The 12,790-nt window shown below is 51.3% G+C and carries 11 protein-coding genes and 1 pseudogene; 10 read left to right on the top strand and 2 right to left on the bottom strand.

Translation table 11 applies throughout. From position 1 onward, the window contains the following. Positions 1–43: 43 nt before the first annotated feature. From PH235_RS04465 to PH235_RS04485, 5 genes are all read left to right on the top strand, one after another. Positions 44–298 carry a DUF6718 family protein gene (locus PH235_RS04465; protein WP_272161214.1) on the top strand — a complete coding sequence of 85 codons (255 nt, stop codon included), beginning with the start codon at positions 44–46 and terminating at the stop codon, positions 296–298. A gap of 208 nt (positions 299–506) precedes the next feature. After that, positions 507–1,418, top strand: coding sequence for a LysR family transcriptional regulator (locus tag PH235_RS04470; RefSeq protein ID WP_272161215.1), 912 nt, complete (start codon positions 507–509; stop codon positions 1,416–1,418). Positions 1,419–1,619: 201 nt separating this feature from the next. Next, positions 1,620–2,519, top strand: a complete 900-nt coding sequence (gene metF / locus PH235_RS04475) for a methylenetetrahydrofolate reductase [NAD(P)H] (RefSeq protein WP_272161216.1) — start codon at positions 1,620–1,622, stop codon at positions 2,517–2,519. Then, a complete protein-coding gene (locus PH235_RS04480) occupies positions 2,516–3,181 on the top strand; it encodes a vitamin B12 dependent-methionine synthase activation domain-containing protein (RefSeq protein ID WP_272161217.1) in 666 nt (221 codons plus the stop codon). The genes metF and PH235_RS04480 overlap by 4 nt, the downstream gene beginning before the upstream one ends. A gap of 19 nt (positions 3,182–3,200) precedes the next feature. Beyond that, entirely contained in the window at positions 3,201–5,576 is a 2,376-nt protein-coding gene (locus PH235_RS04485; protein WP_272161218.1) for a homocysteine S-methyltransferase family protein, read from the top strand. A 268-nt stretch (positions 5,577–5,844) separates the two neighbouring features. Here the strand turns inward: PH235_RS04485 and PH235_RS04490 are convergent, their stop codons facing one another. Further along, entirely contained in the window at positions 5,845–7,092 is a 1,248-nt protein-coding gene (locus PH235_RS04490; protein WP_272161543.1) for an OFA family MFS transporter, read from the bottom strand. 244 nt (positions 7,093–7,336) lie between these two features. On the opposite strand from PH235_RS04490, the gene PH235_RS04495 reads away from it, so the two are divergent. Continuing rightward, positions 7,337–8,470 (top strand): Maf family nucleotide pyrophosphatase, encoded by a 1,134-nt coding sequence (locus PH235_RS04495; RefSeq protein ID WP_272161219.1) that lies wholly within the window; start codon positions 7,337–7,339, stop codon positions 8,468–8,470. Between the two features lie 252 nt (positions 8,471–8,722). Here PH235_RS04495 and PH235_RS04500 read toward each other — a convergent pair. Continuing rightward, positions 8,723–9,271 (bottom strand): annotated as a pseudogene (locus tag PH235_RS04500) (sugar O-acetyltransferase); the annotation flags it as partial. A gap of 254 nt (positions 9,272–9,525) precedes the next feature. On the opposite strand from PH235_RS04500, the gene amrS reads away from it, so the two are divergent. The 4 genes from amrS to PH235_RS04520 all read left to right on the top strand — a co-directional run bounded on the left by amrS (position 9,526) and on the right by PH235_RS04520 (position 12,786). Beyond that, entirely contained in the window at positions 9,526–10,398 is an 873-nt protein-coding gene (gene amrS, locus PH235_RS04505; RefSeq protein WP_272161220.1) for an AmmeMemoRadiSam system radical SAM enzyme, read from the top strand. A 16-nt stretch (positions 10,399–10,414) separates the two neighbouring features. After that, complete coding sequence (amrB, locus tag PH235_RS04510) at positions 10,415–11,038, top strand: AmmeMemoRadiSam system protein B (protein ID WP_272161221.1); 624 nt, start codon at positions 10,415–10,417, stop codon at positions 11,036–11,038. 82 nt (positions 11,039–11,120) lie between these two features. Next, positions 11,121–12,350 carry a methionine adenosyltransferase gene (metK, locus tag PH235_RS04515; RefSeq protein ID WP_272161222.1) on the top strand — a complete coding sequence of 410 codons (1,230 nt, stop codon included), beginning with the start codon at positions 11,121–11,123 and terminating at the stop codon, positions 12,348–12,350. Next, positions 12,343–12,786, top strand: coding sequence for a hypothetical protein (locus PH235_RS04520; protein ID WP_272161223.1), 444 nt, complete (start codon positions 12,343–12,345; stop codon positions 12,784–12,786). The genes metK and PH235_RS04520 overlap by 8 nt, the downstream gene beginning before the upstream one ends. Positions 12,787–12,790: the final 4 nt, after the last annotated feature.

Here is a 12,790-nt window from a genome sequence, read left to right on the forward strand (position 1 = left end):
AGGAACGCGCTCCATTTGTTATAATGGATTTTGAGGTGAATGCATGAAATTTGTAGTGGCAAGGACATTCAAAAAGAACGGCAGCGCAGCGATCGCAATCGATGCGGTGCCATCCATTATGGGTTATTCGGAAGAATTGGAGCAACGTTTCGGCCGGAAAATCGAGGTGCTCCTCCTGAGCGGGGACTCCGCGGAAGCCCTGGAAGAGGCGTGGCCGGAATACGCACCCATTGAGGTGGTTGACAACAAAGAAAACTTCGAACGCACGATTGAAGAAAAAGTCAGCCGGAAAAAATAGTATCGGATCGGCGCGGCAGCATATGCAAATGCTGCCGCACCGGTCTTTTTTTGTTTTAATTCTCCGTTGAACCTCAGTCTGGTATAATCGATTCAGAAGCAAAAAAGCCAACACACATGACCGCTTCGGCGGTCAAAGCAGCGAGAGGAGGAGCCTTTTACCGCGCGTATCCGCCATTTAGGGAATCCGGACAGGTAAGGCAAGAAACATGACCTTAAAACAATTAAGATATATGCTGGCAGTCGCCCAATACAAATCGATCAACGAAGCCGCAAAAAAATGCTTCATTTCACAACCGAGTCTATCGAATGCCATCAAGGACCTTGAGGAAGAAATCGGCCTGGAACTGTTCATCCGGACCGCCAAAGGCATCACGCTGACCGCGGAAGGCAGCGAATTCCTGAAGTATGCCCAACAGGTGATCGAGCAAGCGGAATTGCTGGAACAGCGCTATCTCGACAAGAAACCGGCTAAGCAGCTGTGTTCCATTTCGACCCAACACTACGCGTTCGCTGTCAGCGCATTCGTCAACATGATCAAAAAGAGCGGAGCGGATGAATACAACTTCACGCTGCGAGAGACGCGCACCCATGAAATCATCGAGGACGTCAAAAGTTTCCAGAGTGAAATCGGCATCCTCTATCTGGATCCGTTCAACCGCAATGCGCTCCAAAAAATTTTGCGGGAGAGCCAATTGGAGTTCCATCCTTTATTTGAAGCGGAACCGCATATATTTGTCAGCGTCCGCAATCCGTTGGCGGCCAAACAGAGCGTTACCTTGGCGGACCTCGAGGATTATCCTTACCTGTCATTCGAACAGGGCGAGCATAATTCCTTCTATTTTTCGGAAGAGATCCTCAGCACCGTCTTCCATAAAAAAAGCATTTTGGTCAGCGACCGCGCGACTTTATTCAACTTGGTGATCGGTTTGGATGGCTACACCATCTCCACCGGCGTACTTAGTGAAGAGTTGAACGGAACAGACATCGTTTCCGTACCCTTGGATGTCGAGGACCGGATGGTGATCGGTTGGATCGCCAACAAGAAAGCCGGGATCAGCCGGCAGGCGGCAGCCTATATCAAGGAGCTGAAGGCAGTGATCCGGACCTATGGAAATTAACAGGTCCGGTCTGTTTTGGGTATAGTCTTATGCTATAGCTAAATATATTTTTTTGGTGTTACTCTATATCTTCATTCCGTGTCATACTATTGGAAATAAATGACTTCTTGCGGGAAGTCATCAACTGACATGATCAATTGTACACAAAGTAAGTGCGCTTAAAAAATTGCCACTTTGAACAAATTGAAGGAGGACATGATTATGAAGATTAGAGATATGATCAGCAAAGGGGAACCGACCGTTTCGTTTGAAATTTTTCCGCCGAAGAGCAGCTATTCCCTCGACACCGTGTTCGACACTTTGCATGACTTGAAGGACCTGCATCCCGATTTCATTTCCGTGACGTACGGCGCCGGTGGGACAGCCCAAAGCAACACGGTCGAAATCGCATCGCGCATCAAAAAGGATTTCGGAATCGAATCGATCGCCCATTTGACCGGCTGCACCTCCACAAAAGAGGGCATGAAACGGACACTGGCATCAATCAAGGATAGCGGCATCGAAAATATCCTAGCTTTGCGTGGGGATATCCCGCAAGAAAAATTGGCGGATAAAAATTGGAATCCGGAATACCGTTATGCTTCCGAGCTCATCGACGACATTAAAGCGGCAGGCGATTTTTCGATTGGAGCGGCCTGCTATCCGGAAGGGCATGTCGATTCCATCAATAAAGTGGATGACCTGAAAAATCTGAAAAGGAAAATGGACCATGGCGCTGACTTCATGATCACGCAGCTTTTCTACGACAATGATCTTTTCTATCAGTTCAAGGAGAAATTGGATCTCGTCGGCATCGAACAACCGGTCATCGCCGGGATATTGCCGGTCCTGAACATCAAACAAGTGAAACGGATCCAGGAAATTTCCGGCTGCAATCTGCCGCCGAAATTCCTGCGGATACTCGAAAGATACGAACATGATCCGGCATCGCTTCAGGAAGCCGGCATCGCTTATGCAGTCGATCAGATCATCGACCTGCTTTCTTCCGGGGTGGATGGCGTCCACATCTACACGATGAACAAGCCTGACGCGACAAGAAGAATCATGGAGAACATCTCCTGTGTTCGCAAGGCGGTCTGCAGAAAAGAGCCGCAAAGATGAAGACGGATCTGAAGCTGGTTGCGAAGTACCTTGGCTTTGGCAACAAACAACCGGACGAACGCACAAAGAACGACATGGAGATGATCGCCGTCCAGTTTGAGCAGGCGATCACCGGGAAATGGACTTATGGGCATTATCTTCTGGACCACTCCGTTGAGGGCGTAATCACGCTGGCGGGGACCGCTGTTGTGTTGGAAGGGAAAAGCATCACCCGCACGCTTAAGCGATGCAATGAGGTATACATCATGGTCTGCACGTTAGGCGCGCAGGGGGACTTCCTCATCGAGCGCAATAAAATGATGTCGCCGACTTTGGGCATGATCGCTGATGCCTGTGCATCCGCATTCGTCGAGACGATTGCGGACAGTTGTCAGCAGGAAATCGAAAGCCAACTGCCAGCGGGATCCGCATTGACTTTCCGTTACGCGCCCGGATACGGGGATCTTCCTTTGGCCACCAACAAAACGCTGCTCGGGGAATTGCAGTCCGACAAGCGGATCGGGGTCCACCTGACGGATTCGATGCTGATGACGCCAAGAAAATCGATTGTGGCGATTTTGGGCGTTCTGGAGGAAGGCACCTCCAAAGGCAAGAACCATCGCTGCGGGAACACCAGCTGCAGCGAGTGCGATCTGAACGACAGCTGCACGGCCAGAAGTTAAGCTAGGGGGGGACAAAAAAATGGATATCAGGAAACAAATTGGAGAAGAGTTGCTTCTCTTCGATGGAGCAATGGGCACAATGCTCCAGACATACGGGATGAAAGCCGGCCAAAATCCGGAAGCGTTGAATCTGGAGGATCCCGAGCTGCTCGGCCGGATCCATCGGGAATACGTCGAAGCCGGTGCGCAGTTCATCACGACAAATACTTTTGGAGCGAATGCCTACAAACTGCAGGAGACCGGCTACTCCGTTACGGAAGTGATCACTGCTGCCGTTGAGATCGCCAAAGCCGCAACGGCGGGGACCGGGGCAAAAGTGGCGCTCGATATCGGACCGGTAGGGAAGATGATGAAACCGATCGGATTGCTTGATTTCGATCAGGCGTACGACTATTTCCGCGAACAAGTGACGATTGGGGCTGCGGCCGGAGCTGATCTGATCCTCATCGAAACGATGTCGGATTTGGCGGAAATGCGCGCGGCCGTGTTGGCGGCAAAAGAGAACTGCGACCTGCCGATTTTCGCGACGATGACCTTTACGGATGATGGAAATACGCTGACCGGAACCGAGCCGGAGATCATGGCGCTCTCTTTGGATGCGTTGGGTGTGGATGTGCTGGGCGTAAACTGCTCATTGGGGCCAAAGGAATTGCTTCCCATCATCAAGAGGATTCTGGCATTCACGAACACGCCGGTGATGGTGCAGGCGAATGCCGGTATCCCTGTGACGGAAGCTGGCGTCGCCAAATATTCCGTCACTTCCGCTGATTACCTTGAGGTCGCAAAGGAATTGGCCGGTTTGGGGGTCTCTGTGATCGGTGGCTGTTGCGGCACGACACCGGAGTACATCCACGATTTGCAGAAGGCAAAAGAATTTTTTGCGAAAAGGGAAATCAATAAATTGAAGCGGTATGTCTGTTCCGCGCAGAAAAAGGTTTGCCTGGATGGCCAAATCACCCTCATCGGGGAGCGGATCAACCCGTCAGGCAACAAGGCTTTGAAGGAACAATTCGTGGCAGGCAATCCGTTGGCGGCAATCAAAGTCGCTTTCGAACAGGTCCAAAAAGGGGCGGATGTTTTGGACGTCAATACCTCTTTGCCGATGATCGACGAAACGGATTATATGACAAAAATCATCGATGGAATGAGCGGTCTGGTGGAAGCACCGCTGCAGTTCGATTCGACCAAACCAGAAGTGCTGGAAGCAGCCTTGAGGCGCTACAGCGGCGTCGCAATCGTCAATTCGGTCAACGGAAAAGAGTCCTCGATGGCTGAAATCTATCCGATCGTCCAGAAATACGGCGCCTTTGTCGTGGCCTTGTGTCTGGATGAAGCCGGTATTCCGGATGATGCGGCCGGCCGGACAAAGGTTGCCCAAAAGCTGATCGACCGAGCGGGAGAATACGGCATCGGATCGGAAAGATTGTTGGTGGATTGCCTTGTGCTCACAGCGGCTGCCCAACAGAAAGCGGTCATGGAGACGTTGAAGGCCTTGCGTTGGGTCAAGGAAAATACGCAAGCGTTGACCACTTTGGGACTGAGCAATGTTTCCTATGGGCTTCCTTTCCGAGCCTTGATCAACCGTACCTATTTTGCGATGGCCCTGACTTCGGGGTTGGATACGGTCATCATCAATCCTGGGGCCGACGGAATCGTCGATACGATGCGCGCCTTCAATGTTCTGTCAGGACAAGACGAAGGTGCCATCGACTATATCGACTACAACAACAAAAAGGCTGTGGTCAAATCTGATGGGCCCAAGCAGGAAAACGTGGTCCGTTCCTACCGGGAAATGCTCTTGGAGGGCGACGAAACCGGGATCATGAAGGCGACCAACATGTTGCTTAAAGACAACACTCCGTTGGCGGTCGTGGACGATCACATCGTGCCGGCATTGGATGAGGTCGGCAAGCTCTATGAGCAGAAAAATATCTTCCTGCCTCAGCTGATCCGCGCCGCCGAAACGGCCGGTAAAGCTTTCGAGACGATCCGGGCAAAACTTGCGGCAGGCAATGAGAAGCTGGAATCGAAGGGAACCATCGTGATGGCCACCGTAAGAGGGGATATCCACGATATCGGGAAAAATCTGGCGAAAGTGCTGCTTGAAAACTATGGCTACGACGTCATCGACCTAGGCAAGGATGTCCCAATCGAGGAGGTTGTGGCGGTCGCCAAGCAACATCAAGTCAAATTGGTCGGACTGTCTGCGCTGATGACGACGACCGTCACGGCGATGGAGGATACGATCACGGCCTTGCGCGAGGCTGGTTTGCCTGTGAAGGTCTTCGTCGGAGGAGCCGTACTGACAGAAAAGTACGCCAAAGCCATCGGCGCGGATTACTACTGCAAAGATGCCCGAGCCGGCGTCACAGTAGCCGAAGAAGTCTTTAAATAAGAAAGGAAAAGCGGAACGGGTTCGTTCAGCCCTGAAAGAAATTTAGGAAATCGTGCCGACTGAGCATCGTAGAGCGCAATAGGTGCGATTTATCTAATTTCCGAAGGGCTAACCCGTGAAGCTAGACAATTTTTTGATGTATGAAACATTTTGAAAACCAGTGAAACACCAACGGTGATGCACTATTGGATTTGAAATATCTTATATTTCCCAAATTAAAATCCCTTCAGAAAATCATTCGAGATGATTTTCTGAAGGGATTAATTTGTCATGCTGGATGTCTTCGGACCGATTTTTTCGTGTCGATTGGTTTGTCTTTTAAGATGAAGGCGCTGATGAAGAGGGCGACCGCATACAGAGCCAACACGACATAAAGAATGTTGTTATAAGAACCTGTCCTCGCTACGATGAAGGCACTCAATTGGTTCCCGGAAAGTCCGGCAAAAGCCCAGGCCGATAAAGCCAGTCCGTGGATGGTACTGATGCTGTTCATCCCGAAGCGGTCGGCAAGCAGTGGCGGAAGGCTGGAGAAACCGCCGCCGTAGCCGGCGTTGATGATACAAAGCGTAATGATGACTAAAGGAGCGATTGCGTTGTTGATGCCGTTCGAAAAAAGCGTAATCGCTGTAGCCGCAATCGACAGGCTGAAAATCCAGATATAAATGGTGTTCCTGTCCTTCAACCTGTCTCCGAAGGACGAAAAGCCTAGCCGGCCACCGGCGTTGAAGAGCGCCGTCAATGAGCTGATCACTCCGACTGCACCGAAACCAATGAAGTGCAGCAAATCCTTCTCTTGTGAGATGAGCGCCAAGCCGCAAGTGATGTTGATGAAGAACATCAACCAGATGCCGATGAAGGTTTTGTTCTTGAAGATGTCGAGAATATTTTCACCCTTCTTCTTCTGAACGGGCACTTCCACCCAATCTGACGGTTTTTTCAATAGTAGATGGCCTAGGAACATCATGATGAAATAGACAACCGCCAGGATGTAGAACAGTTTGTAGAGACGGGTCGGGTCAACTAGCGTACCATCTGCATTGGTTGCACCCAAAAGCATCTCGATGATCGGGCTGGCGATGACCTTTGCCAATCCGAATCCGGCCACCGCTATTCCGGTAGCCAAGCCTTTGTTGTTTTTGAACCAGAGCATCAGGGTTTTGACCGGCGAGAGATAGCCGATGCCGCAACCGATGCCCATCAAGACACCATAAGTCAGAAAGATTCCGATCAGCGATTTCTGTTGGATGAAGAATCCAGTTCCGGCCATCCCGGCAGCAAAACAAACTGCCGCAATCAGGGAAGACTTGTGGATATCCTTCTCGACGACCCTGCCCGCGAAGGCAGCCGACATGCCGAGGAAGAAGATGGCAATACTGAACGCCCATTCGACCTCACCTTTCGGCCTGCCGATATATTCGGCGATGCCCCCCTTCAGCAAAGACCAGCAGTATACTGTTCCTATGCTGCAATGGATCAGCAGCGCCGGGACAGCGGCACGCATCCATTTATTTTCGATGTTGTTCATTTTGAAGCCCCCTTAGGTAATGATATGATGGAATTAGTGAATATATAATCAAGCTATCGTCATCATACTCTCGAATTGCAGTTAATGCAATCGCTTTCTGACACAGTCGGGGAGAGGGTAGTTTGTCCAATCTGGACAATGTTTTTCCCTGGGAGGCTATACAGACCGAATTTTCTGGAAAAATCAAAGATTTGTCGGTAATATGAAATATGGACAGAGAAGGAGGAATCAGAGGATGAAAGTTGAGATTAGGAAAGCGGAGCTGCAGGATTTGGCTGCACTGAAAATAATAGAGGACACTTGTTTCCCGCAAGCCGAGGCGGCGACGCTTGAAGCTCTGAGCGAGCGGCTGCAACTGTTCCCGGAGAGTTTCCTGGTTGCCGAAGCCGATGGCGAATTGGTGGGATTCGTGAACGGTGCCGTCATCGACGAACCGATCATCCGCGATTCCCATTACCATGAGGCTGCCCTGCATAATCCGGATGGCGCTTATCAAAGCGTATTCGGCTTGGATGTGAGCCCATCCCACAGGAGACAGGGAATCGCGGAAAAGCTGCTGACAGCGCTGATTAATGCTGCCAGACAAGCGGACAGAACGGGGTTGACGCTTTGCTGCAAAGAGGAAAAGATCCCTTACTACGAGAAATTCGGGTTGGTGAATAGCGGCAGATCGGACTCCACGCACGGGAATGCCGTTTGGTACGATATGATTTTGTATTTTGAAGAAGAAAGTGGAGAGCAAATGGATCCGAAAATCATTTTGGCGAGTCAGTCGCCAAGGCGTAGCGAATTGCTGTCCTTGTGCATAAAGAACTTCGCGGTCCAGGTTGCAGATATCGACGAAAAAGCGATAGAAGAGCGCATCCTGGCCGAATCAGAACAAGGGGTGTTCATTGACACTGCGGCGCAGCTGGTGGAGACATTGGCGCGGGAAAAGGCGGTGGTCATCCACAGTGAGAACAGAGCAGCAATGGTCATCGGTTCGGACACTGTGGTCGTGTTGGACGAAAAGATCCTTGGCAAACCGGTTGATGAAGCCGACGCCTATGCGATGCTGCGAGCGATGGCAGGCAAGACCCATTCGGTCCTGACCGGTGTCAGCATTTTATGGGGCGAAAAGGAAGAGACTTTTGCTTCTGAGACGAAAGTCAGCTTCTTTGAGTGGGATGATCGGATGGCGGAGGAAGTGAAGGCATACGTGGCATCGGGCAAGCCGATGGACAAAGCCGGAGCATACGGCATCCAGGAGGAAGCGGCGCTCTGGGTTTCCGGTATCGAAGGCGACTATAACACGATCGTCGGGTTTCCGATCGCCTTGGTCGATAAAGCCATCCACCGTTTGCTGGCGGAAGCTGAAACAAGAAAGTAGCGTTGTCGCCCTTTTTCTCCGGTGAAGAGTACATTGGCCGGAGGAACGCTACAGAATGAGAGCTCGAACTCCGGGGAAGGTGCGCTGGCAGGAGAACAGCACCAGAAAAAGAGCGTCAACTCCGGGGAAAGCCCCATTCACCGGAGCTACAGCGCAAAAAAATGAATACCGAAAAAAACCGGCGAAGCCCAACAAAGGCATTCATCGGTTTTTCAGCATTTAATCATGCATTTAGGACTTAGAATCGGAAAGCTCGATGTGACGGATCACGCGTGCCGGATTCCCGGCAATCACGACATTTTCCGGGAAGGATTTGGTCACGACGCTGCCCATCCCGACGACGACATTGTCCCCCAGCGTGACACCCGGACCGATCACGGAAGATCCGCCGATCCAGACATTGTTCCCGATTGTGATCGGTTTGCCGTACTCACAGCCGCTGTTCCGTTCGACCGGATCAATCGGATGGGTAGCCGTATAGAAGCTGACGTTCGGAGCGATCATCACGTTGTCCCCGAATGTGACCGGGCAGGTGTCCAGTATCGTGCAATTGAAGTTCGCATAGAAATTCTCGCCGACAAAAATATTAAAGCCGTAATCCAGCGAAAATGTCGGTTCGATATAGATATTTTCCCCGGTTTTTCCAAACCAGTTTTTCAACAGTTCGCTGCGCTTGCGGGCATCCGTTTCATTGTTGAAAAGGTGCATCTTTTCCCGGGAACTGTGCCGCATCGAGGAAAGCTCCGGATTGCTGGAAAAATAAAGTTCACCGGCGATCATTTTTTCTAGTTCTGATTTCATTTTATAGTCTCCTTACGTATAGGATAGTAAATTTTTTGGTTATTTTTACTAATTATAACGAAACATTTACTGATTTGATATAAGAAATGATCAGGTGTTATTTTATTTTTACGTTTGCAAATTTTTTTTGGCTGGATCAAGGCATGTTGGACTTTTCGGGGATCGGCCTGTTAAATTTTGGATTGTAAAGCATAAATGCAGTAAGATATGTGTAAGCGATAACATTTACGAAGTGGATGATTGGGGTTGATGAAATGAAGGAAGCTATGTTGTACGAAAAACTGGGGGACGGCAGGGTCAGGTGCGGCGTCTGCCCGCATCATTGCGTCATCGCGCAAGGAAAGCGGGGCATCTGTGCCGTCAGGGAAAACCGTGAGGGGACTCTGTATGCATTGAACTACGGAAAAGCAATCGCGGTTGCGATTGATCCCATCGAAAAGAAGCCGCTCAATCATTTTCTTCCGGGTACCACAGCCTATTCGTTCGCCACAATCGGCTGCAACCTGCGTTGTCTTTGGTGCCAGAACTGGGCGATTTCGCAGGCCTCCAAACCGGATCGTCCGATTTATGGGGAGGACATCAGCCCGGAAGAGCATGTGCGGCGGGCTTTGGCTGCCGGCTGTCCTTCAATAGCCTACACTTACACGGAACCAATCATCTTTGTCGAATATGCGCTCGACACAATGAAGCTGGCCCGTGAAGCAGGGTTGAAGAATATCTGGAAGACTGCCGGCTATGCGACGAAAGAGACGCTGGATGCCATCATTCCATATCTGGATGCCGTCAATGTCGATCTGAAGGGCACCGATGACGAAGTGTACAAAGAATATTGCGGCGGCACAGCGCAACCGGTGCTGGATACGATCATCCGATTTCATGAATCAGGCGTGCATCTCGAAATAGCCACGCTCGTCGTCCCTGGGGTGAATGACCGCATCGACCAACTGGAACGAATGGCGCGTTTCATCGCCGAGGAGGTCGGCAAAGAAGTGCCGTGGCATGTCAACCGTTTCTTCCCTGGCTGGAAAATGATGGACACAGCCATCACTTCGATGGAGACTCTTGAAAAAGCCGCAGCGCTTGGGAAAAAATTCGGATTGCTGCACGTGCACATTGGGAACGTCTGAAAAGGAGGGATCCCTTATGTTGGTTTTTGGCGTCATCAGTCCGCATCCGCCGCTCATCATTCCGGAAATAGGCGGGAAGGACATCGAAAGGGTAAAACGCACAGTGGCGGCTTTGGAGATGGCAGCCGAAAGACTCGCCGCCGCAAAGCCGGACAGTCTGCTCATCATATCACCGCATGAAGGCCACGGTTTTGAAGTGCCAATGCATTATCTGGACAGACAACTGCCGCCCAACCTGGAAACGGAAAATATTTTGGTGACGGTGCCTTCCTACGAGCACTACTATGAATGGGGAAAGCGCTATGGGGAAGCTTGCGACCAATCAGATCAGCGCACGGCCATCATTGCCTCGGCCGATCTGTCGCACGTGCTGAAGCCGGAGGGCCCTTACGGCTACCATTCGGCGGGACCTTTGTTTGATAAATTAGTGATCAAAGCCATTAAGGAAAAGAATGCCGGGCAGCTGTTGCGTTTGGATTCCGGGTTCCTTGAAAGGGCTGCGGAGTGCGGGCTGCGTTCCATCCTGTTCCTGATGGGAGCGTTCGAAGGCAGGGCATATGAAGCGGAAGTGCTCTCCTACGAAGGTCCTTTCGGGGTCGGTTACCTTTTCGCAACCTTCATGCCTTCGGAGTCCGAATAGCAAATCAAGGATGCGCGAAGTTTATAAAACAAGTTTTGGAAGGTTGCGTCATTCATTTTTTAGTAAAAAGAGGCGATAAAGTATGAAGAGAACATTTTTCACCTCGGAATCGGTCATGGAGGGGCATCCGGATAAGCTCTGCGATCAGATAGCCGACGGGATTTTGGATGCTATTCTGGAGGATGATCCGTTCGCGCGGGTGGCTTGCGATGTTTCCGCCAGTACTGGTTTGATCACGGTTTTCGGCCAGATCACGACGGTCAGCATGGTGGATATTCCGGCCATCGTCCGGACGATCATCCAGGATGTCGGCTACACGGACAGCGACTATGGTATCGATGGGAAGGCCTGTTCGGTCCTGATCGGTTTGGACAGGCAATCAGCGGATATCGCTGCAGGGGTTGGCTCCTCTTTGGAAAAACGGCTCGGTTCGGACGATGAAACGGACCAATTGGGCGCCGGCGATCAGGGCCTGATGTTCGGCTATGCCTGCAAGGAGACGCCGGAGTTGATGCCGTTGCCGATCACGTTGGCGCATAAGCTGGCAAAGAAGGTTGCGGAACTTCGGAAATCAGGGGAACTGCCCTATCTGAGGCCGGACGGCAAAACGCAGGTGACTGTGGAGTATGAGGATGGCCAAGTCAAAAGGGTCGAAGCGGTCGTAATCGCCTGCCAGCATGACGAATCGGTCGGCCAGGAACAAATCAGAGACGATATGCTCCGGAAGGTGATTCCGGTCGGCATCCCTTCGGAGCTGTTGGATGATCAGACGAAATATTTTGTCAATGCCACCGGTCGTTTCGTCATCGGCGGTCCTGCCGGCGATTCGGGATGGACCGGTAAAAAGATCATCGTCGATACTTATGGTGGTTATGCGCGGCATGGCGGAGGCTCCTTTTCCGGGAAAGATCCGACAAAAGTCGACCGTTCCGCCGCCTATGCTGCCCGATATGTTGCGAAGAATATAGTTGCTGCCGGATTGGCCGACAGCTGCGAGATCCAGCTGGCCTATGTCATCGGAGTGGCGAGGCCCGTTTCCGTCCGTGTTGAAACGTTCGGGACGGCCAGCCTCGCCGAAGAACTAATCGAAGAACTGATCGAAAAGCACTTCGACCTGCGTCCAGCTGCAATCATCCGCGATTTCGATCTGCGGAAACCAATCTACAGAAAGCTTGCCTGCTATGGACATTTCGGCAGACCCGAATTGGATCTTCCATGGGAGCGTACCGATAAGGCCGCTTTGCTGGCGGAAGAAGCGATGGATTTGAAACGATTGCCGAAACGTCAGACAGGGGATGGATTTCATGGATAGAAAGCAGGTTCGGCAGGAAAGGCGCAATTTGCTAAGGTTGGTCCTGTTCCGTCTTTTTTCAGGTTTGGTTCTGATCGGAGGACTCCTGTTCGCTTTTGCGGGGAGCTTCGGGTATTGGCAGGCTTGGCTTTTTCTGGCGGCATTGACAATCCCTTTGGTCATGACGCTCCTCTTTTTGTTGCGGAAGGATCCCGCTTTGCTGGAAAAACGGATGAACCTGAAGGAACCGCGCAAAGCGCAACGTAAAATCGTCCAAATTTCAGGGTTGTTCATGCTCCTGGGCTTTTTTCTGCCTGGATTGGACTACCGTTTTCAGTGGTCCGATGTTCCGCTTTGGCTGATTGTTGCCAGCGTCATCGTGTTCGAGCTCGCCTACGCGATGGTGGTCGCCGTATTCGCCCAGAATAGCTATGCATCCCGCGTCATCGAAATCTAGGAAG

Source organism: Trichococcus sp. K1Tr, assembly GCF_028309625.1.
Lineage (GTDB): Bacteria > Bacillota > Bacilli > Lactobacillales > Aerococcaceae > Trichococcus.